Annotated in this window: 20 protein-coding genes; 5 read left to right on the top strand and 15 right to left on the bottom strand. The window is 72.8% G+C overall.

Features of this window, described 5'->3' with window-relative positions; translation table 11 throughout:
• Window positions 1-298: 298 nt before the first annotated feature.
• Together PJ985_RS06685 and PJ985_RS06690 are read left to right on the top strand one after the other, a co-directional pair.
• Window positions 299-1,312, top strand: coding sequence for an acyl-CoA desaturase (locus tag PJ985_RS06685; RefSeq protein ID WP_271682645.1), 1,014 nt, complete (start codon window positions 299-301; stop codon window positions 1,310-1,312).
• Window positions 1,309-1,986, top strand: coding sequence for a TetR/AcrR family transcriptional regulator (locus PJ985_RS06690; protein WP_271682884.1), 678 nt, complete (start codon window positions 1,309-1,311; stop codon window positions 1,984-1,986). The genes PJ985_RS06685 and PJ985_RS06690 overlap by 4 nt, the downstream gene beginning before the upstream one ends.
• A 51-nt stretch (window positions 1,987-2,037) precedes the next feature.
• On the opposite strand, the gene PJ985_RS06695 is transcribed toward PJ985_RS06690, so the two are convergent.
• Window positions 2,038-2,880 carry a trans-aconitate 2-methyltransferase gene (locus PJ985_RS06695; protein ID WP_271682646.1) on the bottom strand — a complete coding sequence of 281 codons (843 nt, stop codon included), beginning with the start codon at window positions 2,878-2,880 and terminating at the stop codon, window positions 2,038-2,040.
• A gap of 87 nt (window positions 2,881-2,967) precedes the next feature.
• Between PJ985_RS06695 and PJ985_RS06700 the strand changes: the two genes are divergently transcribed.
• Complete coding sequence (locus tag PJ985_RS06700) at window positions 2,968-3,468, top strand: MarR family winged helix-turn-helix transcriptional regulator (protein ID WP_271682647.1); 501 nt, start codon at window positions 2,968-2,970, stop codon at window positions 3,466-3,468.
• Window positions 3,469-3,629: 161 nt separating this feature from the next.
• On the opposite strand, the gene PJ985_RS06705 is transcribed toward PJ985_RS06700, so the two are convergent.
• The 12 genes from PJ985_RS06705 to rsmI all read right to left on the bottom strand — a co-directional run bounded on the left by PJ985_RS06705 (window position 3,630) and on the right by rsmI (window position 17,123).
• Window positions 3,630-4,388 (bottom strand): LuxR C-terminal-related transcriptional regulator, encoded by a 759-nt coding sequence (locus PJ985_RS06705; RefSeq protein ID WP_271682648.1) that lies wholly within the window; start codon window positions 4,386-4,388, stop codon window positions 3,630-3,632.
• Between the two features lie 274 nt (window positions 4,389-4,662).
• Complete coding sequence (gene galK / locus PJ985_RS06710; protein ID WP_271682649.1) at window positions 4,663-5,835, bottom strand: galactokinase; 1,173 nt, start codon at window positions 5,833-5,835, stop codon at window positions 4,663-4,665.
• Window positions 5,832-6,824: a UDP-glucose 4-epimerase GalE gene (gene galE / locus PJ985_RS06715; protein ID WP_271682650.1), complete on the bottom strand. Its 993-nt coding sequence runs from the start codon at window positions 6,822-6,824 to the stop codon at window positions 5,832-5,834. The genes galK and galE overlap by 4 nt, the downstream gene beginning before the upstream one ends.
• Window positions 6,821-7,870, bottom strand: a complete 1,050-nt coding sequence (galT, locus tag PJ985_RS06720) for a galactose-1-phosphate uridylyltransferase (RefSeq protein ID WP_271682651.1) — start codon at window positions 7,868-7,870, stop codon at window positions 6,821-6,823. The genes galE and galT overlap by 4 nt, the downstream gene beginning before the upstream one ends.
• Window positions 7,871-8,005: 135 nt before the next feature.
• Window positions 8,006-8,692 carry a response regulator transcription factor gene (locus PJ985_RS06725; protein ID WP_271682652.1) on the bottom strand — a complete coding sequence of 229 codons (687 nt, stop codon included), beginning with the start codon at window positions 8,690-8,692 and terminating at the stop codon, window positions 8,006-8,008.
• A gap of 35 nt (window positions 8,693-8,727) precedes the next feature.
• Complete coding sequence (locus PJ985_RS06730) at window positions 8,728-10,449, bottom strand: outer membrane protein assembly factor BamB family protein (RefSeq protein ID WP_271682653.1); 1,722 nt, start codon at window positions 10,447-10,449, stop codon at window positions 8,728-8,730.
• Window positions 10,450-10,990: 541 nt separating this feature from the next.
• Entirely contained in the window at window positions 10,991-12,841 is a 1,851-nt protein-coding gene (locus PJ985_RS06735) for an ABC-F family ATP-binding cassette domain-containing protein (protein WP_271682654.1), read from the bottom strand.
• 213 nt (window positions 12,842-13,054) lie between these two features.
• Window positions 13,055-13,996, bottom strand: a complete 942-nt coding sequence (locus PJ985_RS06740; RefSeq protein WP_271682655.1) for a 4-(cytidine 5'-diphospho)-2-C-methyl-D-erythritol kinase — start codon at window positions 13,994-13,996, stop codon at window positions 13,055-13,057.
• An 83-nt stretch (window positions 13,997-14,079) separates the two neighbouring features.
• Window positions 14,080-14,937 (bottom strand): 16S rRNA (adenine(1518)-N(6)/adenine(1519)-N(6))-dimethyltransferase RsmA, encoded by an 858-nt coding sequence (rsmA, locus tag PJ985_RS06745; protein ID WP_271682656.1) that lies wholly within the window; start codon window positions 14,935-14,937, stop codon window positions 14,080-14,082.
• A 21-nt stretch (window positions 14,938-14,958) separates the two neighbouring features.
• Window positions 14,959-15,801: a TatD family hydrolase gene (locus PJ985_RS06750; RefSeq protein ID WP_271682657.1), complete on the bottom strand. Its 843-nt coding sequence runs from the start codon at window positions 15,799-15,801 to the stop codon at window positions 14,959-14,961.
• 42 nt (window positions 15,802-15,843) lie between these two features.
• On the bottom strand, window positions 15,844-16,122 hold the full coding sequence (locus PJ985_RS06755; protein WP_271682658.1) for a hypothetical protein: 279 nt from the start codon (window positions 16,120-16,122) through the stop codon (window positions 15,844-15,846).
• Between the two features lie 113 nt (window positions 16,123-16,235).
• A complete protein-coding gene (gene rsmI, locus PJ985_RS06760) occupies window positions 16,236-17,123 on the bottom strand; it encodes a 16S rRNA (cytidine(1402)-2'-O)-methyltransferase (protein ID WP_271682659.1) in 888 nt (295 codons plus the stop codon).
• A 40-nt stretch (window positions 17,124-17,163) separates the two neighbouring features.
• Here rsmI and PJ985_RS06765 point away from each other — a divergent pair, with 40 nt between their 5' ends.
• Window positions 17,164-18,885 (top strand): dolichyl-phosphate-mannose--protein mannosyltransferase, encoded by a 1,722-nt coding sequence (locus PJ985_RS06765; RefSeq protein WP_271682660.1) that lies wholly within the window; start codon window positions 17,164-17,166, stop codon window positions 18,883-18,885.
• 188 nt (window positions 18,886-19,073) lie between these two features.
• Here the strand turns inward: PJ985_RS06765 and PJ985_RS06770 are convergent, their stop codons facing one another.
• Both PJ985_RS06770 and PJ985_RS06775 read right to left on the bottom strand, forming a co-directional pair.
• Window positions 19,074-19,976 carry a hypothetical protein gene (locus PJ985_RS06770; RefSeq protein ID WP_271682661.1) on the bottom strand — a complete coding sequence of 301 codons (903 nt, stop codon included), beginning with the start codon at window positions 19,974-19,976 and terminating at the stop codon, window positions 19,074-19,076.
• Entirely contained in the window at window positions 19,967-20,365 is a 399-nt protein-coding gene (locus PJ985_RS06775) for a peptidase inhibitor family I36 protein (protein ID WP_271682662.1), read from the bottom strand. The genes PJ985_RS06770 and PJ985_RS06775 overlap by 10 nt, the downstream gene beginning before the upstream one ends.
• A 428-nt stretch (window positions 20,366-20,793) precedes the next feature.
• Between PJ985_RS06775 and PJ985_RS06780 the strand changes: the two genes are divergently transcribed.
• Window positions 20,794-22,026, top strand: coding sequence for a VanZ family protein (locus PJ985_RS06780; protein WP_271682663.1), 1,233 nt, complete (start codon window positions 20,794-20,796; stop codon window positions 22,024-22,026).
• Window positions 22,027-22,146: the final 120 nt, after the last annotated feature.

Here is a 22,146-nt window from a genome sequence, read left to right on the forward strand (position 1 = left end):
TCTCCGGGGTGTCCCCCGAGCTCTCCGGTACGGGTGGGCTCCCCGGGTCTGCCTGGACAGGTGGCTTGTCGGCACTGCTCACGGGTGCGGCTCCTCGCAGCTCTTGATACGGCAGGTCACGGACCGCGCTGTCCGGCGGCACCAGGATATGCACTCGGACAACGAGGCGGTCACGTCCTGGCTGCCGGGGCGCCCGAGGTCTTGTGCCGCATTCCGGCCCTGCCCATACTTACGGCGCCGTAGGTTACGGTTGCACGGGTGGTGCTTTCGCCCCACTCCGGCCCCATTGAGGTATCCCATGACCATCAGTCCTGATCTCGTTCCCCCGCAGACGGCCGCGACTTCTCCGCCGTCGGACGACAGTTCCCGCGCCACTCTCGGCGGCGAGGAAAAGCGTTCCCTGGAGCAGATCACCCTGCTCCTCTTCATCGTCGTGCCCTTCCTCGCGGTGCTGGCGGCCGTGCCGCTGGCCTGGGGAGGGTGGGTGAGCTGGCTGGACCTGGGGCTGCTGGCCGGCTTCTACTTCCTCGGCTGCCACGGCATCACGGTCGGCTTCCACCGGTACTTCACGCACGGCGCGTTCAAGGCCAAGCGGCCGCTCCGGATCGCCCTGGCGATCATGGGGTCGATGGCGGTCGAGGGGCCGGTGGTGCGGTGGGTGGCCGATCACCGCAAGCACCACCGGCACTCCGACGCGGAGGGTGACCCGCATTCGCCGTGGCGGTACGGGGAGACCGTGCCGGCCCTCATGAAGGGCCTGTGGTGGGCTCACCTGGGCTGGATGTTCGACCGCGAGCAGACCTCGCAGGAGAAGTACGCGCCCGACCTGATCCAGGACCGGGACGTCCGGCGGATCTCCCGCCACTTCCTGCTGTGGGCCCTCGTCTCGCTGGCGCTGCCGCCGCTGATCGGCGGGCTCGTCACCATGTCCTGGCAGGGTGCGCTGACCGCCTTCTTCTGGGGTTCGCTGGTACGGGTGGCGCTGCTGCACCACGTGACCTGGTCGATCAACTCGATCTGTCACGCGACGGGCAAGCGGCCGTTCAAGTCCCGGGACCGCTCCGGCAATGTGTGGTGGCTGGCGGTGCTGTCGTGCGGTGAGTCGTGGCACAACCTGCATCACGCGGATCCGACCTGTGCCCGGCACGGGGTGGACCGCGGGCAGGTGGACTCCAGTGCCCGGCTGATCCGCTGGTTCGAGAAGGCCGGCTGGGCGTACGACGTGCGCTGGCCCAAGCAGTCGCGGCTCGACGCCCGTCGCAGCGCCCCGGATCAGAACCGGAGTGACGCTGCCGCTGTCGAGGCGTCATAGTGGAAACCGTGGCAACCGAGGACAGCAGCACACAGAAGGCGGCCCGCCCCGCGCGCCGGGGCCGCCGCCGGATGACCGGCACCGAGCGCCGGGAGCAACTGCTGGAAATCGGCCGCACGCTCTTCGCCGAGCGCGGCTTCGAGGGCACGTCGGTGGAGGAGATCGCCTCGAAGGCCGGGGTGTCCAAGCCGGTGGTCTATGAGCACTTCGGCGGCAAGGAAGGGCTCTACGCGGTCGTGGTCGACCGGGAGATGAGCCGGCTGCTGAACATGGTGACGAGCGCGCTGACCGCCGGGCATCCGCGGGAGCTGCTGGAACAGGCGGCGTTCGCGCTGCTGGACTACATCGAGAAGCACACCGACGGTTTTCACATCCTGGTCCGGGACTCCCCGGTGTCCCAGTCGACGGGAACGTTCGCGTCGTTGATCGGTGACATCGCGACGCAGGTCGAGGACATCCTCGGGCACAAGTTCAAGGCCCGCGGGTTCGATCCCAAGCTGGCGCCGATGTACGCCCATGCCCTGGTGGGCATGGTGGCGCTGACGGGCCAGTGGTGGCTGAACGTCCGCAAGCCGAAGAAGGCGGAGGTCGCCGCCCACCTGGTGAATCTGGCGTGGCGCGGCCTGGAGGGCATGGAGCATCACCCCCGCCTGGTGGGCAACCGCCGCAGCTGACGGCTGTCCCCCGGCACGCCGCCGCCCGGTCCCCGCCTCTCCTCCCGCGGTTCAGGAGGGGGCGGGGAGCTTCTGCGCCACGGCGAAGATGCGGCGGAACGGGAAGACGGTGCCGTGCGGTCCCGGCGGGTAGGCGGCGCGGAGCCGGCCCCGGTACTCGGCGAGGAAGGCGTCCCGGGCCTCGGGGTCGTCCGCCAGCCGGGTGAGCACCGGGCGCAGCGCGGTGCCTTTCGTCCAGTCCAGGACCGGGTCGGGGCCGGCGAGCAGGTGGAGGTAGGTGGTCTCCCACACATCGGCGGCGCAGCCGAGCGAGGTGAGCAGGCCGAGGTAGTCGGCGGGTGCCTGGACGGGCTCCTCGTTGCGGAGCACGTCGCCCAGCCGGGCACGCCAGCGCGGGCTGTGGACCTGTTCGCGCAGCAGCAGGTGGCTGGGGGCGGTGAAGTTTCCCGGCACCTGGAAGGCGAACACCCCGCCGGGGTGCAGGCTTTCGGTCCAGGCCGGGAAGGACGCGGTGTGTCCGGGCACCCACTGGAGGGCGGCGTTGGAGAGGATCAGGTCGTACGGGCCGTCCGGGCGCCAGTCGGTGAGGTCCGCGTGGGCGAAGTCCAGCGTCCCGCCTCCCGGGGTCGGTCCGGCGTGGTCGCGGGCAGCCTCGAGCATGGCCGGGGAGTTGTCGTATCCGGTGATGCGGGCGGTGGGCCAGCGGGCGGCGGGCACGGTGGTGGGGCCGCCCGGCCCGCAGCCGAGGTCGGCGATCCGCGGGTGTGCGTGCGGCAGGGCGGGCACCCGGGCGAGCAGATCGTGCAGCGGGCGGGCCCGTGGGCCGGCGTGGCGCAGGTACTGGCCGGGGTCCCAGGAGGTGGCGCGCGGCGCGGGAGGGTCGGGGGCGTCCATGACCGCAGACTCTCCGAATTTTACCTTGACGTCAAGAAGGTTGCTATCAAGAGACTTCACATCGACAGAACTACTACACTGGACCCCATGGAGGACGAGGTCGATCGACTGGTGGCAGCGTGGCGTCGCGAACGCCCCGATCTCGACGTCGAGCCGCTCGAGGTGCTCAGCCGGGTGAGCCGGCTGGCACGGCACCTGGACCGGGCGCGGAGGCTGGCCTTCGCCGAGCTCAACCTGGAGCCCTGGGAGTTCGACGTGCTCACGGCGCTGCGCCGGGCCGGCGATCCTTATCAACTGTCACCCGGGCAGCTACTCACCCAGACCCTGGTGACGTCCGGCACCATGACCAATCGCATCGACCGACTGGCGAAGAAGGGCCTGGTCGAGCGGCTGCCCGATCCCAGCGACCGGCGGGGGGTGCTGGTGCGGCTCACCCGGGACGGCCAGGACCACGCCGACCGGGCGCTCGCCGGGCTGCTCCGGCAGGAGCGTGCGATCCTCAGCGAGCTGACCGCCGCCCAGCGGCGCGTCCTGGCCTCCCTGCTGCGGGAGCTCACGGCCCCCTTCGACAACGTCCCGGCACACTGACCGGGCCGCCACACCGGCTTCCCGGAACGGTGACGGCCCGCCGCCCCGCCCGTCCGTCGCCCCTCGCGGGCCGGGGCGTCCCACCCGCGCACAGCACCGGCGTCCGCCGGAAGCGCCTGATCCCATGGTCAGCCCGTCAGGAAAGCGCCCACCCGCCGTGGTCACGGTGGCTGGGAGCAGCCCTGGGACTCGCGTCCGGACGCTGCCCGGACCGGCTCGGCGGGCTGGAGCCCGGCCCGGCGGGCGAGGGCGACCGCGGCCAGGGTGGAGTGCACCCCGAGCTTGCCCAGCAGATTCTGGATGTGGGTGCGGACGGTGTGCGGGGACAGGTAGAGCCGCTCGGCCACCTCTTTGCGGCCCAGGCCGGCCAGCATGCAGCGCAGCACCTCCAGTTCGCGCGGCGTGAGCACCTCCACCAGGCGCTGCTGCTCCGAGCGGTGCCGGCCGGCCCGGTGAAGCTCCCGCAGCACCCCGGTCAGCAGCCCGGGAGCCACGTGCGTCTCGTTCCGCAGCACTCCGCGGAGCACCTGCACCAGCCGGGCCAGTGAGCTGTCCTTGGCCACCCATCCGCAGGCACCGGCGGACAGCATCCGGGCGGCGGTCCGCGGATCGTCCCGCGTCGCCAGTATCACCGGCCGCAGCCCCGGAAACCGTTCCCGTGCGTCCGCCACCAGCGTGGCGGTGGGGGGCACGGCCGGCTGCCCGGCCGCGCTCCCGTCGGCCAGGGCTCCGAGGTCGGCGTCCACCAGCAGCACATGGCAGGGCTCGCCCTGGGACTGCCCCCGGTCCAGCAGCTGCAGGGTCGCGGAGACGCTGCCCGCCGCCATCGCTTCCACGTCCGGTTCGGCGGTCAGAGCGGTGGCCAGCGACTCGGCGAAGACCCGGTGCTCATCCACCACCAGTACCCGGATACGGTCCACAACGGCCCCCTGTTGGCCCCCTGGTGTGCAGTTGGTCGGCAGCGGATCGGACGTCGGCGTCGGAGGGGCCGGAGCACGTGACATCCCCGCACGGCCACCGCCGGCCACCCCCGGGACAGAACCGGGCCACGGGGTCTTCTGCCGTCACCGGCCCCCGCGGTGCTGCCCTCAAGACTACGGCGGCGGCCCGGCCCGGGAAGCGGTTTGCCGGAACTGCGCCCGGCACCGGACCGCTCGGCGGACCGCCGGGGCCGGCCGCGGCGGTCCGGTCCGGTCAGCCGGGGACACCGGCATCGAGCCTCCGGGCTCCGGCCGAGGCCACGGCCTCGAAGACCCGGGGAGTCCGGTATCCGGCCGCGGCGAAGGCCCCCGTCACCGCCCGGCCGACCGTCTCCGCGGAGGCGGCCTCCACCAGGGCGAGTGCCGAGCCACCGAATCCGCCCCCGGTCATCCGGGCCCCTAGCGCGCCGGCCGCCCTGGCGGCGCCGGTGGCCAGGTCCAGCTCCGGGCAGGACACCCGGAAGTCGTCGCGCAGCGAGACGTGCCCGGCATCGAGCACCGGTCCGATGTCCCGGGGGCGGCCCGCGTCAAGCAGCTCGACGACGCGCTCCACCCGCCGGTTCTCGGTCACCACGTGCCGTGCCGCACGCCGCAGCCGGGCGTCCGGGAGCCGGCCCAGGGCGTCCGCCAAACCCTCGTGCGGGATCTCGCGCAGTGACCCGGCGCCCAGGGCCGCGGCGGCCTCGGTGCAGGCGGCCCGGCGCTCGGCGTACCCGCCGTCGGCCAGGTCGTGGGTGACCCGGGTGTCGATCACCAGCAGCCGCAGCCCGGCTGCCGCCAGGTCGAACGGGACCTGACGCCTGATCAGGTCACGGGTGTCCAGGTGCAGTACATGCCCGGCGGTGCAGCAGGCCGAGGCCATCTGATCCATGATCCCGGAGGGCACACCGACGTAGGCGTTCTCCGCCCGGCGGCACAGTGTGGCCAGCTCCTCGCGGGTCAGACCGAGCGCGTACAGGTCGTTCAGAGCCAGTGCGGTGGCGACCTCCAGGGCCGCCGAGGAGGACAGGCCGGCCCCGGCCGGGACCGTGGAGGTGACGGACACGCACGCCCCGCCGACCGTGTGCCCGGCCTCCCGCAGCGCCCAGACAACACCGGCCGGGTACGCCGTCCAGTCCGGGCGGACGCCGGGGGCGAGCGTGTCGGTGCGCAGCTCGGCCGGGCCGCCCGGCATCCCGTCGGAGGCCAGGGCCAGCACCCCGTCGTCGCGCCGGGAGACGGCCGCGACGGTGGCGTGCGGCAACGCCAGGGGCATGACGAAGCCGGCGTTGTAGTCGGTGTGCTCGCCGATCAGATTGACCCGGCCGGGCGCGGCCCAGACCCCCTGCGGGGGTGCGCCGAAGACCTGCTCGAAGGTGCCTGCCGCACTGCTGCTGTCCGGGTTCATGGGGTGGTGCTCCCCTCGCTCCGGTGCTGCCGGCGGGCGAAGGTCCAGGCATCGGCGATGATGTCGGCCAGTGCCGGCCGGGTGGGCTGCCAGCCGAGCCGCTGCCGGGCCCGCTCGGCGGAGGCGACCAGGACGGCCGGGTCCCCTGCCCGGCGCTCCGCCACCACCTCGGGGATGGGGCGGCCGGTCACCTCACGGGCTGTCCCGATGACCTCGCGGACCGAGAAGCCGTTGCCGTTGCCGAGGTTGCAGACCAGGTGCTCGCCCGCGGCGGCGGCGCCGAGGGCTAGCAAGTGCGCGTCGGCCAGGTCGTCGACGTGGATGTAGTCCCGCACACAGGTCCCGTCCGGGGTGGGGTAGTCCTCGCCGAAGACCGAGAGGTGCGCACGCTCGCCGAGCGCGGTGCGCAGTACCAGCGGAATGAGGTGGGTCTCGGGGTCGTGCCGTTCGCCCTGAGCCCCGTGCGCGCCCGCCACGTTGAAGTACCGCAGGGACACCGCGGCCAGGCCGTGGGCGGCGCACTCCCCGGCGATCATGTGGTCGACGGCAAGCTTGGAGGCCCCGTAGGGGTTGGTGGGGGCGGTGGGCGCGTCCTCGGTGATCGGGGTGACGGCCGGCTCGCCGTAGACGGCCGCGGTGGAGGAGAACACCAGGGTGCGCACCCCCGCCTGCCGCATCGCCCGCAGCAGCTCGACGCTGCCCCCGACGTTGTTGCGCCAGTACTTCTCGGGGTCGGCCACCGACTCCCCGACCTGGGAGAAGGCGGCGAAGTGCAGTACCGCGTCGAAGGACCGGTCCAGCCACTTCGCGGCGTCCTGCACCCGCCCTTCGATGAACTCGGCACCGGCGGGCACGCCTTCGCGGAATCCGGTGGACAGGTCGTCGAGGACCGTCACCGCGTGCCCGGCGGCCAGCAGGCGGGCCGCCACCACCCCGCCGACGTAGCCCGCGCCGCCCGTCACCAGGTAGGTGCCCGTGCTGTTGCTCATGTCGCCACCTCTCGGAGTCGCTCGGCCGCCGCTTCCGGCAGCACGTCGCTGACGAACGCTCGCATGCCGGATTCCGAACCCGCCAGGTGTTTGAGCTTGTCCGGCCCCCGCCGGATCGTGAACAGCTCCAGGTGCAGGGCGAACTCCTCGCGCGGGACGGCGAGTCCGGTGCCGAAGGGGGCCTGATGCCAGCCGGAGATGTAGGGGACGGGCGGCGTGTCGGGGCCGAAGATCCGGTCGAAGCGGCGCAGCAACTCCAAGTGCACGCCCGGGAGTTCGCCACGCGCCGGGCCGTCCAGGGCGAGCAGGTCGGGAACCCGCGCCCGGGGGTACAGGTGGATCTCGTAGGGCCAGCGGGCGGCGTGCGGGACGAAGGCGGTCCAGTGCTCCGTCTCGAGCACCACCCTGCGGCCGTCGGCGCGTTCGGCCGTCAGCACCTCGTCGAAGAGGTTGCCTCCGGCCCGCTCGCGGTGACGCGCCAGCGCGTCCAGGACCCGTGCGGTGTGCGGGGTCAGGTACGGGTAGCCGTAGATCTGGCCGTGCGGGTGGGCGAGGGTGACACCGATCTCCCGGCCGCGGTTCTCGAAGCAGTAGACCTGCCGGACGCCCGGGAGCCGGGACAGCTCACGGGTGCGGTCGGTCCACGCCTCGAGGACGAGGGCGGCCTGCTCCTCGGTGAGGGAGGCGAAGGACGCCTCGTGGTCGGAGGTGAAGCAGACCACCTCGCAGCGGCCGGTCTCCCCGTCGAAGGAGGGGAAGCGGTTCTCGAAGACGGCGACCTCGTAGGCGTCCTCGGGGATCTCGGTCAGCCGGTCCCCGCGGGTCGGGCACAGCGGGCACTGGTCCGCGGGTGGGTGGTAGGTGCGGCCCTGGCGGTGCGCGGCGTACCCGACGGGCTCCCCGAGCAGCGGGTCGGTACGTATCTCGGTGACGGAGGTGGCAGGGGTGAGCGGGCGCCGGTCAGGCCTCCCGCGCACCACGTCGTCCCGGGAGTCGTAGTACATGAGCTCCCGGCCGTCGGCCAGCCGCGTCGTGGTCTTCTTCATCGCCCTCACAGCCGACCCAGTATTCCAACAGAATCAAACACAATGAAGCATACTGCGACAGCAGCGTCAAGAGGGGAGCAGCCTCCGGCCGGGCGAGGGCGGGCCGGGGGCGCGCCCGGGCCGGGGGCGCAGCCGTCAGAGCGGGGAGGCCGGAGGCCGGGGAAGGTGATCGAGCAGGCCGGTGCGGACGGCGAGCGCCGACGCCTCCAGCCGTGAGGCGGTGCCGAGCTTCCGCAGCAGCCGCTGGATGTGGGTGCGGGCAGTGCTGGGAGCGACACCGAGCCCGGCGGCCATCAGCCGGGTGTCCTGGCCCTCCACGATCCGCAGCAGCACCGCCGCCTCGCGCTCCGTGAGCAGGGCGGCCAGCCGGGCACCCTCGGCACCGGGCGCGGCCCGCGGATGCAACAGCTCGGCGAAGGCTTCGCGCAGCAGGGCCGGGGCCACGGCGGCGTCCCCGGCCCTGGCCTTCGCCATGGCCCGCTCGACACCCTCGATGCGTTCGTCGTTGCGCACGTACCCCCGGGCGCCGGCGGCGAAGGCCGCGGCCACCCCGTGCGGCCGGGGCACCGGCCCCAGCACCACCACCGCGACCCGGGGGCACTCCCGGGCGATCCGCACCAGCGGCTCCAGCACCCCCTCCGCCTCCGGGGCCGCAGAGCCCAGCAGACACACCTCGGGCTGCTTGTTCAGCACCAGGTCCGCGGCGCGGGCGGCGGGTGCGCCGGCGCCCAGCACCCGGTGCCCACGCACCCGCAGTGCCGAGGCCAGCGCCTCCGCCACCAGCCGTCTGTCATCGGCGACCACGACCGTCACGTTCCGCACGTCTCCCCCCTCGTGGCCGTCACCGGGTCACGGCGTCACTCGTAGACCAGGATCGCGGGATCACCGTCCTCGGCACGGTGCTGGTAGAAGGACCACTGCACCAGAAGGAACCGGTCCTCGTGCCAGACCGGGTGCTGGTAGAGATCGTCGACCCGCGACATGAGGGACCGCTCCAGCTCCAGGGCATCGTGATCCAGCGCCATCACCGGGGTGGCCTGCTCGGTCTCCGGATCGATGGCGACCACCAGGCCGGCCTTCTCGTACCCGGCCGGCTGGTAGGCCAGGATCTTGCCGTCCACCACGGACACCGGCATGATCTGGCCGCCGTTGACCGGAGCGGCCTCCCACAGGGCGTTGCCGGACGACAGCTCGAAGGCGACCACCGCGTTGTCCTCGGTGTAGCTGCCGCGGCTCGACAGGTACAGCATGCCGTCGTGCACCACCGAGCGGAAGCAGTCGGCCAGCGGACGGAAGTCGCACGGCCGCACGTGCCGCTCCTCGTCGAACTCCAGCTCGTTCTCGATCTTCTCGTAGGACTCGTCGACGGTGAAGATCCGCCATTCCTGCTCCAGGATGGAATCCCCGAGCGACGCCAGCACGACCAGCGGTTCCGCGGAGATCAGGGCCCGGAATTCGAACTTCTCGTCGTCGTACTCCCGCGGGGCCTCCCACGCCCACAGCTCGTCACCGTCCTCGGTGGTGGCGCGCAGCGTGGTGGTCGCATCACCGTAGGGGCCGCAGCTCACCTCCTCGATGAAGTTGTCGTCGACAACCGCGTAGGCCCGCACCTGGCACGACTCATTCCCGCGCGGCTCCCAGACCTTCTCCTCGGCGCCGATCCGGAAGCCGTAGCCCCCGCCGAACGAGCCGACCGCCACCACATCACCCAGGATGGCCGGGACGTCGTTCCGGTCCGGGCCCACGGAGTTGGGCGGGTCGATCGCCAGGGTCCACACCTCCTCGCCGGTCGTGACGTCGACGACGGTGAGGTGCTCGCAGTCCCGTCCCTGGAGCAGCGCGATGCGCCCCTCCGAAACCGTCCGGGAGGCGGAGCAGTTGCCCTCGTTGGTGCTGACCGGCAGCGTCCACTCGACCTCACCGTCGTCCAGCCGGTAGGCCACCACCTCGTCGATCATCAGCCGGACCAGGGTGTCCCCGACGATCCAGTGACCGGAGGAGTAGAAGATGTTGTCGTCCTCGGTCATCTCCGGGCCCATCACCTGCCAGCTGAGCTCGGCATCGATGGGGGTGTCGGGGAGGCCCTCCCCGGCGCCTTCGGCATCCTCGCCGCCCTCGTCGCCCCCGTCGCCCTCATCACCGTCGCCGTCACCGTCGTCGTCGCCGCCCTTGGCGGACGAGGAGCTGTCGTCACCGAGGCCGAGGAAGTACCAGGCCGCCCCGGCGCCGCCCGCGACGAGCGCGAGCACGACCGCGACCACCAGGACGATCTGCAGGCCCTTGCCGCCCCCGGACGAGGGCGGCTTGGCCATGTCCACCCCGCCCGGCGGCGGGGTCCACCCCTGGTGCGGCATGGGAGCGGTGGGAGCTCCGGCGTACGGGCCGGGGGCGCCGTAACCGGGCTGCTCCGGGTAGCCGTAACCGGGCGGGCCGGGAGGCTGCTGGGGGTAGCCGTAACCGGGCTGCGGGTACCCGTAACCCGGTTGCGGCTGACCGCCGGGAGGAGTGGCGGGCGGCGGACCGAACCCGCCCGGGGGCGGGCTCTGCGGCGGACCGAAGCCGCCGGCCGGCGGAGGCACGGGAGACGGTGCACCGTAACCGCCCGGGGCCGGCGGGGCCGCCGGAGCGCCCGGCGCGGGCTGCTGGGGCGGGGCCGTCCCGCCGTCCGGCCCGGCCGGCGGGGTCTCCCCTCCGCCGGTCCCGGACGCCGGCGGAGCGGCCTGCTCCGGCTGCCCGGACGGGGGGTTCCGGCCGTCGTCGTGCGCGGTGTCCTTCCCCTCCGGCCCGGCCTGCGCGGGCTTCGGCGGGGTGTCCTGGGGCTCCGGCTCGGGCTGCCCGGATTCCGGCTCTTCGGAGGGTGAACCCGGAGGCGGGCCGGGCGGTGGCGGTGGCTGAGACATGTGTCCCCCTGGCCGGTGCGCCGCGGGGCGTCCGGCCTCTGGTCGGTGGTGAGGCGCTCGGCGCTGAACGGGCTCGGCACGGGAGCGGGGCCGTTCGGCAGAGCTCTTTCTACCACCGGACCCGCACACGGCAAGGTCCGGTTCCCCGCCCCGCCAGGCCGTGACCCGCTCGCAACAAGCGGACCGTCACCCTCCGTTGCCGGCCCGTCCGGCCCCGGACCTACTCGCCCTCGGACAGCTCCAGCCAGCGGGTCTCCAAGTCGTCCCGCTGATCCGCGAGTTCACGAAGCCGTTGGTCCAGCCCGGCAACCCGGCCGAAGTCGGTGGCGTGCTCGGCCATCTCGGCGTGCAGCGCCGACTCCTGCGACGCGATCCGGTCCAGTTGCCTTTCGATCTTCTGGATCTCCTTCTGTGCCACCCGGGAGAGCTGGGCGGACCTGCCGGCGGCGACCGGCACCGCCGGCGCGGCCGGGCCGGCCGGCTGCCGGAGCTCCGCGTCCCGCACCACCGCGCGCCGCTCCAGGTACTCGTCCACGCCCCGCGGCAGCATCCGCAGGGTGCCGTCCCCCAGGAGTCCGAACGCCCGGTCGGTGGTGCGCTCGATGAAGTACCGGTCGTGACTGATGACCACCAGCGAGCCGGGCCAGCCGTCCAGCAGGTCCTCGAGCTGGGTGAGGGTCTCGATGTCCAGGTCGTTGGTCGGCTCGTCCAGGAACAGCACGTTGGGTTCGTCCATCAGCAGCCGCAGGATCTGCAGCCGCCGCCGCTCACCGCCGGAAAGATCACCGACGGGCGTCCACTGCTTGTCCTTGCCGAAGCCGAACTTCTCGCACAGCTGACCGGCGGTCAGCTCCCGTCCGCCACCGAGGTCGACACGCGAACGCACCTCCTCGACCGCCTGCAGCACCCGCCAGGCGGGGTCGAGTTCGGCGACCTCCTGGGAGAGGTAGGCCAGCCGGACGGTCCGCCCGACCTTGATCTTTCCCGTGGTCACCAGGTCCGAAGGCTTCCGGTCGGGGTGCTGGGCGGTCTCGGCGAGGGCGCGCAGCAGCGAAGTCTTGCCCGCGCCGTTGACGCCGAGCAGACCCACCCGGTCGCCCGGCCCCAGCTGCCAGGTCAGGCCGCGCAGCAGCAGCTTGCCCCCCTCGCCGTCCTCACCGCCGACCCGCAGGGTGACGTTCTCCAGGTCGAAGACGGTCCTGCCGAGCCGGGCGTTGGCGAACCGGGTCAGCTCGGCGGTGTCCCGGGGCGGCGGGACGTCGGAGATCAGCGCGTTGGCCGCCTCGATCCGGAACTTCGGCTTGCTGGTACGGGCCGGGGCGCCGCGCCGCAGCCAGGCGAGTTCCTTGCGCATCAGGTTCTGCCGCTTGACCTCCTCGGTGGCGGCGATCCGCTCCCGCTCCGCGCGGGCGAAGACGTAGTCGCTGTAGCCGCCCTCGTAGGCGTGCACCGCACCGCCCTGCACGTCCCACATCCGGGTGCAGACCTGATCGAGGAACCAGCGGTCGTGCGTCACGCAGACGAGTGCGGACCGGCGGGCCCGCAGGTGAGCGGCGAGCCAGGCGATGCCCTCCACGTCGAGGTGGTTGGTCGGCTCGTCGAGCACGATGAGGTCCTGCTCGGCGATCAGCAACTGGGCCAGCGCGATGCGCCGCCGCTCGCCGCCGGACAGCGGGCCGATGACGGTGTCCAGACCGTCGGAGAAGCCGGGCAGGTCCAGGCCGCCGAACAGCCCGGTGAGCACGTCCCGGATCTTCGCGTCCCCGGCCCACTCGTGGTCGGCACGGTTCCCGATGACCTCCTGGCGCACGGTGGCCGCCGGGTCGAGCGCGTCGTGCTGGCTGAGCACGCCCAACCGCAGATGCCCGGCGTGCGTGACCCGGCCGTCGTCCGGCTCCTCCCGTTTGGACAGGATGCGGATGAGCGTCGTCTTGCCGTCGCCGTTCCGTCCGACGACACCGATCCGGTCCCCCTCGGACACTCCGAGGGACACGGAGTCCAGGAGTGTGCGGGTGCCGTACGTCTTGCGGACGGTCTCCAGATTGGTGAGGTTCTTCGGCGGCGTGGCCATGGGGCTCCTGCGTTCGGGGAAGTTCAGCCGTTGAGCCTGGTGGTGCTGTCCGTGACAGAAGGCCCTCACGTCCACCGTAATGCACCACCGGGACTCCCCCGACGCCCGCCCGGGATCCGGGCCCACCCCAGCCCCGGGCCCGTTTCCCCGTCGTGCGGGCCGGTGTTGACGTGGGAACGGGCCCGCTGCCGAAGGGCCGCCGGTGCCGGGCCGCTACGGGGTGGTGACCGTGGCGCCGGGAGCGGGGGACGTGGTGGGACGGGCGGTGCGGCAGGTACCGGACGCGGCCAGAGTCCCGGCGATCCGGGCCGCGGCGTCGGCGTCGGATGCCAGAAAGGCGCAGCTGGGCCCGGAGCCGGAGACCAGGCCGGCCAGCGCCCCGGCGTCGGCCCCGGCAGTGAGGGTCTGTGCCAGGGAGGGCCGCAACGACACGGCGGCCGGCTGGAGGTCGTTGAAGAGCGCCGCGGCCAGGTCGTGGGCGTCGCCGGTGCGCAGCGCGGCGAGAAGGGCGGCGTCCGCCTCCGGGGCTGCGGGATCGGCGAGGTCGAACGCGGGGTCGGTACCGGCGGCGAGGTCGCGGAGCCGGTCGCACTCGCGGTAGACCTCGGGGGTGGACAGGCCGCCGTCGGCGAGGGCGAACACCCAGTGGAAGGTGCCCTTGACCTCCAGCGGCGTCAGCTGCTCACCCCGGCCGCGGCCGAGGGCCGCTCCGCCGACCAGGCTGAAGGGGACATCGGAGCCGAGTTCGGCGCACAGCTCGAGCAGCTCCTCGCGCGGGGTGCGGGTGTCCCACAGGGTGTCGCAGGCGAGCAGGGCACCGGCTGCGTCGGCGCTGCCGCCGGCCATCCCGCCCGCGACCGGGATGTCCTTGGCGATGTGCACGTGCACGTCCGGGGTACGGCCGTGGTGGGCCGCCAGCAGCTCGGCCGCGCGGGCGGCGAGGTTGCCGCCGTCCAGCGGCACCTGGTCGGAACCGGGACCGGTGCAGGTGACGCGGAGGGCGTCGGCGGGTGTGACGGTGACCTCGTCGTACAGCCCCACCGCGAGAAAGACGTTCGCCAGATCGTGGTACCCGTCCGGGCGCACGGCACCGACGGCGAGCTGAACGTTGACCTTCGCGGGGACGCGGACGGTGACGGCTGCGGTGCGGGGCATGAGGGGGGACTCCGGTGCTCTGTTCGGGCCGGCGCCGGCTCCGCCGGGGCGGACGGCCGGGCCGGGAGGCTGCGGGGTGGTGGTCACTGCGGCCGGTGTTCGGCGATGGCCGCGAAGTCCTCGACGGTGAGCGCTTCGCCACGGGCCTGCGGGGAGACGCCGGCGGCGGTGAGCGCGGCCTCGGCCGCGGCGGCGGAACCGGCCCAGCCGGACAGCGCGGAACGCAGCGTCTTGCGGCGCTGCGCGAAGGCGGCGTCGACCACGGCGAAGACCTCCTCGCGGCTCGCGGTGGTGACGGGCGGGTCGCGGCGCACCAGGGACACCAGGCCGGAGTCGACGTTCGGCGCGGGCCAGAAGACGGTCCGGCCGATCGCCCCGGCACGCTTCGTGGTGGCGTACCAGGCGGCCTTCACCGAGGGCACGCCGTACACGCGGGAGCCGGGCGGCGCCGCCAGCCGGTCGGCGACCTCGGACTGCACCATGACGAGGGACCGCTCGATGCCGGGAAAGGTCGCGAGCATGTGCAGCAGCACCGGAACGGCGACGTTGTACGGCAGGTTGGCGACCAGCGCGGTGGGCGGCGGGCCGGGCAGGCCGGTGACCCGCATGGCGTCCGCGTGGACCAGGGAGAAAGAGCCGGCCCGCTCCGGCGCGCGGGCGGCGATGGTGGCGGGCAGCGCGGCGGCCAGCACGTCGTCGATCTCGACGGCGGTGACATGCCCGGCGGCGCGCAGCAGCGCCAGAGTCAGGGAGCCGAGGCCGGGGCCGATCTCCACCACGGTGTCGCCGGGGTGGAGATCGGCGGTGCGCACGATGCGGCGCACCGTATTGGCGTCGATCACGAAATTCTGGCCCCGCTGCTTGGTGGGGCGTACGCCGAGCGCGGCGGCCAGCTCACGGATGTCGGCGGGGCCCAGCAGCCCATCCGTTTCGGAGGTCACCGGTGCAGTCTACGGTCGCGCTCAGGCACCGAATGCCCGCAGGGTGTTCGCCGCGACGTGCGCGGACAGCTCGTCCTCGGGCAGTCCCAGCACCTCGGCCATGGCCCGCAGGGTGACCGGGAGGAGGTAGGGCGCGTGCGGGCGTCCGCGGTAGGGCACGGGAGTCAGGAACGGGGCGTCCGTCTCGACCAGCACCAGCTCCGGCGGGGCGGCGGCCAGGGCGTCCCGGAGCGGCTGGGCATTCTTGAAGGTGACGTTGCCCGCGAAGGACATGAAGTAGCCGCGCTCCGCGCAGACCCGCGCCATGCCGGGGCCGCCGGAGAAGCAGTGGAAGACGGTGCGCTCCGGGGCGCCCTCCTCCTCAAGGAGGCGCAGCACGTCCTCGTGGGCGTCCCGGTCGTGGATGACCAGGGTGCGGTCCAGTTCCTTGGCGAGCGCGATGTGACGGCGGAACGAGCGCTGCTGAGCGGCGATGCCGTCCTCGCCGGTGCGGAAGTAGTCCAGGCCGGTCTCCCCCACCGCTTTCACCTCGGGCCGGGCGGCAAGCTCGGCGATCTCCGCCAGGGCCGCGTCCAGCACGCCGGGGCCGCCCTCGCGCTCCAGCCGGGGGGCCTCGTTGGGGTGCAGGGCGACGGCCGCCCACACACTGTCGTGCTCCGCGGCCACGCGCACCGCCCACCGGGCGCGCTCCACGTCGCAGCCGATCTGCACCACCCGGGTGACACCGACCGCGGCGGCCTTGGCGAGCGTCTCGGCCACAGTGCCGTCCTGCATGTCCAGGTGGGTGTGCGAGTCGGTCACTGCCACCGCGAGCGGCTGGGGCGGCGGGGGCAGGGCGGAGGAGGTCTTCGCGGACGTGGACATACCGTTGATCCTACGACCGGCGGCGGGCGCGGCTGCCGCGCCTCAGGTCACCGGGCGGTCGGTGCGTACCGGCTGCGCCCGGGCGACGGCGTCGACCAGCCCGGCCCGCATCACGCGGACCCGGTGCCCCTCGCAGCTGTCGCAGACCGGCTCGGCCAACGGGGAGTGCACCGGACGGCCGTCCGTGTAGTGCTGCACGAAGGGGCGGCCCCGCTCATCGAGGTGGTGCTCCACCAGGTAGGACTGCTCCCAGCCGTACCCGCAGCTCAGGCAGACGAAGGCGTAGGCTTCCTCGGCGGTCTTCCGGATCGGGTCCTTCATCGCTGCTCCCCGGGTCGCCGTGAGACGGCAGCAGCGGCCGGACGGCCGTCGGAGTACGCCGGAACCTCCAGGAGATGCACCGGCTGCCCGGGCCTCCGCCACTCCCGCTACCTCTACTCGTTCGTACTAGTATGCCCGGATTTCTTCTCCGAGACCACTGCGTCGAACACCTCACGCCGGGGCACTCCGGCTTCCTTGGCGACCTCCACGATCGCCTCCTTCCGGCGCTGTCCGGCCGCTTCCCGCTCCCGCACCCGCCGCACGAGCTCCGGGGCGCCGAGCACTCCAGGGCCGGCCGGCTGCGCGCCCTGGACCACCACCGTGATCTCCCCGCGCACCCCCTGCCCGGCCCAGTCCGCCAGCTCCCGCAGCGGACCCCGCCGGACCTCCTCGTACGTCTTGGTGAGCTCCCGGCACACCGCGGCCGGACGGTCGCCGCCGAAGCGCTCCGCCATCGCCGTCAGTGTCGCGGCCAGCCGGTGCGGCGCCTCGAAGTAGACGAGCGTGCGCCGCTCGTCCGCCACCTCCGCCAGCCGGGCGGAGCGCTCCCCCGCCTTGCGCGGCAGGAAGCCCTCGAAGCAGAAGCGGTCCACCGGCAGCCCGGACAGCGCGAGCGCGGTCAGCACGGCGGACGGCCCCGGCACCGCGGTGACCCGCACGTCCCGTTCCACCGCGGCGGCCACCAGCCGGTAGCCGGGGTCGGAGACGGACGGCATCCCGGCGTCGGTGACGAGCAGCACCCGGGCGCCCCCCGCCAGCTCCCCGGCCAGCTCCTCGGTGCGGGCGGCCTCGTTGCCCTCGAAGTAGGACACCACCCGGCCGGTTGTGCGCACCCCCAGCGCCTGGGTGAGCCGTCGCAGCCGCCGGGTGTCCTCCGCGGCCACGATGTCGGCGCCCGCCAGCTCCTCGGCCAGGCGGGGCGGGGCGTCGGCGGGGTCACCGATGGGGGTGCCGGCGAGCACCAGAACGCCGGCCGCAGCAGCTGTCGTCGAACCTGTCACACCGGCCATCCTCGCAGGCGCCGGCCGCACGGATGCCAAGATGGCCCGCGTGAGGAGCAGCCATACCGCGCCGGAAGCCCCGGCGCACGACGATGTCCCGCAGCCGCAGAGCTGGGAGCAGAGACTGCGCGGGTTCGGGTGGGCGCCCCGGCCCCGGGCAGGTGTGCGGGACCGGCTGGTGCCGCCGTTTCCCGAGCCCGGCACCCAGCTCTGGCAGTTCTTCGGCGTCGCCCGGCCAGCGGCCCACCGGCTCGCCCGCTGGGTCGGCTGGGGAGGGCCGCTGCTGGTCGCCCTGGTCGCGGGGGTGCTGCGGTTCCTGCGGCTCGACCAGCCGCACGCGGTGATATTCGACGAGACGTACTACGCCAAGGACGCCTGGTCCCTGCTCCAGCACGGCTACGAGACCTCCTGGCCGGAGGACGCCAACGAGAAGATCCTCGCCGGCACCGTCCCGCTGACCGACACCGCCGCGTACGTGGTGCACCCGCCGGTCGGCAAGTGGACCATCGCGCTGGGTGAATGGGCGTTCGGGATGACCCCGTTCGGCTGGCGGTTCATGATGGCGGTGCTCGGCACGCTTTCCGTCCTGATGCTGTGCCGCATCGGCCGCCGGCTGTTCCGGTCCACCGCGCTGGGCTGCCTGGCCGGGCTGCTGATGGCCGTCGACGGGCTGCACCTCGTGATGAGCCGCACGGCGCTGCTCGACCTCGTGGTGATGTTCTGGATCCTCGCCGCCTTCGGCTGCCTGCTGGTGGACCGCGACCGGACCCGGGCGCGGCTGGCCGCCGCGCTGCCCACCTCTCCGGACGGGCTCCTGCGCCCCGACGCGCGGACCGGTGCCCGGCTGCGCCTGGGGCTGCGGCCCTGGCGGGTCCTCGCCGGAATCAGCCTGGGCCTGGCCTTCGCGACCAAGTGGAACGCGCTGTACGTACTGGCCGCGTTCGGCCTGCTCCTCGTGCTCTGGGACGTCGCCGCCCGGCGCACCGCGGGCGCCCCCCGCCCCGTACGGTCCGTGCTGCGACGGGACGCCCTGCCGGCCTTCACCTCGCTGGTCCCGGTGGCGCTGGTGGTCTACGTCGCCTCCTGGGTGGGCTGGCTCACCACCTCGGGCGGCTACTACCGCGACTGGGCCGCCACCAGCGGGGCGGACAGCGGCCACACCTGGATCCCGGAAGCGCTGCGGAGCCTGTGGCACTACAGCAGCGAGGTCTACCGCTTCCACGTCGGCCTGACCTCGGAGCACACCTACGAGTCGCATCCGTGGAGCTGGCTGGTCGTCGGCCGCCCCGTCTCCTACTTCTACGAGTCCTCCGAGCAGGGCGAGGACGGCTGCGCGCACGCGAGCGGCTGCGCCACCGAGGTCCTCGCGCTGGGCACCCCGGTGCTGTGGTGGGCCGCCTGTTTCGCCCTCGGGTACGCGCTGTACCGCTGGCTGTTCCGCCGGGACTGGCGGGCCGGGGCGGTGCTGTGCGGCGTGGCCGCCGGCTACCTGCCGTGGTTCCTGTACCAGGAGCGCACGATCTTCTCGTTCTACGCCGTGGTGCTGGTGCCGTTCCTGTGCCTGGCGGTGGCGATGATGGCCGGCGCGCTCCTCGGCCCACCGGGCTGCCGGGAACGCCGCCGCGCCGCCGGGATCGTCGTCAGCGGACTGCTGGTGCTGGCCGTCGCCTGGAACTTCGTCTACTTCTACCCCCTGTACACCGGCATGGAGCTCCCGCTGGACAGCTGGCGCACCCGCATGTGGCTCCGCACCTGGATCTGAAGGGCTCGGGCATCCGTTCAGGAACCTTGGCGCCGGTGACCGTGGGGTGCGGGGCGGAGCCTCCTCCTGCACGGATGACGGAATGGCGGATGCCGGCGGGCTCGCGGGAGTCGGCACCACCTCGCTGCTCGCGGTGCCGACCAGATCCTCACGAAGATCAATAGCGAACAGACGTCACGCGCGTGACGCTAGCCGCGGCCGACTCGGTTCAATGCCGCCTGCTTGGCCTGTTCGTACTGCTTCAGCTCCGCCCTTGACCTCTTGACAAGTTCCCGGCTCGCTTCGGACTGTGCTGTCTGTACCTTTTCGTGCAGACCGGTCTCCAGCTGGCAGTCCAGATCCAGCCCAGCCAGTTCCAGCTCCCGCTCGCCGCTCGACTGCACGGAGGACTCGTCCTCGAGTGCCTCGCGGATCTCCTGCCGGGGGTCGTCCAGCGCACGGTAGGAGAGGCCGTACCCCTGCATGCACCGAGCCCACGCGTCCTCTGCCCGTGTGAATGCGGCGGACGTCTGGGTGGCCAGGATGATCTCATTGCTCAGCTGCTCCACCGTGTAGTACAAGTCGGGCCAGTCTTCACCGTAGAGCTCGGCCTGTGCACGGCTGACACAGGAGTCGGGGTCGTAACTGATCACCAGCCCCTCGGACAGCTCGATCTCCCGGTGGTTGTCCTCCTTGCCGAGCAGCGCCAGCCGCCAGCGCTCCTCCTCCTTCGCGGGGAGGCCGGCCAGACGGTCCGCGTTGGGGTCGGGCGGCCTCCCGGCCAGCTGCTCGACCGTCAGGCCGTAGCCGTCGCTCCTCGCCCAGTCGGGCCGCAGCAGCGCGAAGGGGCTTGCAGCCGCTTCGCGTCGGTGGTCGGGCTTCTCGACCACCGTGTACACGTGCCCGCGTTCGCGCATACATGCCCGGACTTCCGCTTCCTCCGCCTTCCACAACGCCGCATCGTCCTCCGCGGAGAAGTCGAGGACAGCGTCCAGCGGTCGGGGGTCCGGCGGAGGCGGGCCGGCCTCGTGGCCGGATGTCTGGCATCCGGCCACGAGGAATACCGCCACGACCGTGGACAGCAACGTGGCGCGCACAGGTGTCAGCACCACCTATTGGAACCGATCCCGTTGCGGAAGAGGCCACCCACGGCTTCCGGGGCCCGCGTGTCGATGAGCCTGCTGCCCCGCTGGAGCCGGTAGCTGCCGTTGCCCCCCTGATTGGTGCCCGGCCAGATCGTCACATGGCACTGGGTCCCATTGTTGAAGACGGACTTGGCGCGGGCGAACTTGTCGTAGATACGCAGGTTGCTGTTGTTCCCGTACACCTTGCCCGGCGTGCCACCACCGCTGGTGTACAGGTAGGCGCACAGCGCACCCGGGGGGCAGTCCGACCAGGCCGCGTGGGCCGGGGTGGCGGTCGCTCCCAGCCCGAGACCGGCCAGCAGTGTGGCCCCCATGGTGATGCCGATCTTCGCGCGCAGTGCTTTGACACGGCTCATCGTGTTCTCTTTTCGCCGACTCTTATCCGTCACCTGCAGCCGCTGCCGCAGGACGGAAGAAGGCTCACAGGCGGCAGGAGGGTGCTCAACGCACAGCGGTGTCCCAGGGACGACAGGATCTCGGCCTGCGCGTGACCTGCGCGTTCCCACCGCTGTGGGACGGCTGGTGCGAGAGGGGTGGGACGGCCGGTGCGCCGGCGGGGGCGTCACGCCGAGCCCGTCGTCCTCCGGCCGGGCCGCGCCGGCCGCTGTTCCCGTCCACGGGTGTGCCGTCGCCGGCCGGGATAGGGTCTGGCGCGGTGGTCATCCGCGCTGCCGGCTCCCCGGGGCCCGTGCGGGGCGGACGGCTCCACGACCGAACCCGCCCGAACCCGCTGCCCGGCGGCACTGCCGCCGGTGGCGGAGCACGCCGCAGAAAGCGCCCGCTTGTGCTGACCGGATATCTGCTGCCCGTCCAGACGGCGCTCTGGGTGTTCCCCTTCGTCGCCCTGCTGTTCGTTCTCCCCGCCGCCATCATGGGTTACCGCCGACGCGGCCGGGCCGGTGGCTGGTCCGCCCTGCTCTTCTACAGTTTCGTGTTCTACCTGCTGGCGGCACTGCTGCAGACGATGATGCCGCTGCCGACGGACATCGACGCGCACTGCACGGTCGCGAACTACTCCTCCGGCGGGCCGCAACTGGAGCCGCTGCACTTCGCCCGCACCGTCTCGCAGGGCACCGCCGGTGACTGGTCCCCGCAGAACCTGGTCTCGCTCACCTCCACTTGGACCAGCTTGTTCAACCTGCTCCTGCTGCTGCCGCTCGGCGTGTACCTCCGCTACTACATGCGGCAGGGGCTGCTCGGCACCACGGCCGTCGCCCTGGGCACCTCACTGTTCTTCGAGACCACCCAGCTCACCGGCCTGTGGTTCGTCTACACCTGTCCCTACCGGCAGTTCAACGTGGACGACCTGCTGCTGAACACCCTGGGCGCGGTGCTGGGGTGGCTGGTCGCGGGCCGGCTCGGGCACCGGCTCCCCGCCATCGCACCGGACCGCGAACGCGCGCGGTACGGCAGCCGGGTGACCCTTCCCCGGCGGTTCCTGGCCTACCTCACCGACCTGCTGGGCTGGCTGGTCGGCTGGACGCTGGTCACCGGCCTGGTGGTCGCGGCCACGGACACGACCACGGGCCGGGAATTCGGAATGCAGGCCGGGACGGTACTCGGCCTGGCCTGGTTCTGGCTGGTGCCGGCGGCCTTCGGGACCACCCCGGGGAAACGCGTGGTGCGGCTGCGGATCATGCGGCCCGACGGCAGCCGGCCCGGCCCGTTCCGGACCACCGTCCGCTGCGCGCTGCTGCACGCCCCGCTCGCGCTGGGCTGGCTGCTGCTCGCCGAGAGGACCGGCATGGTGGCCCTCCCGGACCGGGCCGAGTGGCTGCTCCTGGCCGCGCTGCTGCCCGCCTTCGTCCTGGTGTGGGTGTGGTCCCCGTTGGCCGCCCTGCTCCGCGGGGACGGGCGCGCCCCCTACGAACGCGCCTCCGGCACCGTCAACCGGGCCGTCCTCAGCCGCCGGGAGCGGGGCACTGCCACCTCGGAGGAGCCGTCGGCCGACGGAGTTCCCAAGCAGCTCTCCCACGAGGACACCGCTTCCGGGAGCCGCCCTGCCCCCGGCCCGTAGCTCCCAGCCGGGACGGTGCGGGAGTCGAGGGTGCGGGGCGAACCGTACCGGCGGGGGGACAGGGGTGCTTCCCCACGGCAGGAGAACGCGGGCGTTCGGGTGCGGTGCGGCCCGGACCCG

Origin of the sequence: Streptomyces sp. ACA25 (assembly GCF_028200735.1) — a bacterium.
In the GTDB taxonomy this organism is placed as follows: domain Bacteria; phylum Actinomycetota; class Actinomycetes; order Streptomycetales; family Streptomycetaceae; genus Streptomyces.

What these genes read in the sequence shown, in the direction of transcription:
- PJ985_RS06685 (WP_271682645.1), top strand. Translation starts at nt 299, where the DNA reads ATGACCATCAGTCCTGATCTCGTTCCCCCGCAGACGGCCGCGACTTCT.
- PJ985_RS06695 (WP_271682646.1), bottom strand. Translation starts at nt 2,880, where the DNA reads ATGGACGCCCCCGACCCTCCCGCGCCGCGCGCCACCTCCTGGGACCCC.
- PJ985_RS06700 (WP_271682647.1), top strand. Translation starts at nt 2,968, where the DNA reads ATGGAGGACGAGGTCGATCGACTGGTGGCAGCGTGGCGTCGCGAACGC.
- galK (WP_271682649.1), bottom strand. Translation starts at nt 5,835, where the DNA reads ATGAACCCGGACAGCAGCAGTGCGGCAGGCACCTTCGAGCAGGTCTTC.
- galE (WP_271682650.1), bottom strand. Translation starts at nt 6,824, where the DNA reads ATGAGCAACAGCACGGGCACCTACCTGGTGACGGGCGGCGCGGGCTAC.
- galT (WP_271682651.1), bottom strand. Translation starts at nt 7,870, where the DNA reads ATGAAGAAGACCACGACGCGGCTGGCCGACGGCCGGGAGCTCATGTAC.
- PJ985_RS06735 (WP_271682654.1), bottom strand. Translation starts at nt 12,841, where the DNA reads ATGGCCACGCCGCCGAAGAACCTCACCAATCTGGAGACCGTCCGCAAG.
- PJ985_RS06740 (WP_271682655.1), bottom strand. Translation starts at nt 13,996, where the DNA reads ATGCCCCGCACCGCAGCCGTCACCGTCCGCGTCCCCGCGAAGGTCAAC.
- PJ985_RS06750 (WP_271682657.1), bottom strand. Translation starts at nt 15,801, where the DNA reads ATGTCCACGTCCGCGAAGACCTCCTCCGCCCTGCCCCCGCCGCCCCAG.
- PJ985_RS06755 (WP_271682658.1), bottom strand. Translation starts at nt 16,122, where the DNA reads ATGAAGGACCCGATCCGGAAGACCGCCGAGGAAGCCTACGCCTTCGTC.
- PJ985_RS06765 (WP_271682660.1), top strand. Translation starts at nt 17,164, where the DNA reads ATGGCCCGCGTGAGGAGCAGCCATACCGCGCCGGAAGCCCCGGCGCAC.
- PJ985_RS06775 (WP_271682662.1), bottom strand. Translation starts at nt 20,365, where the DNA reads ATGAGCCGTGTCAAAGCACTGCGCGCGAAGATCGGCATCACCATGGGG.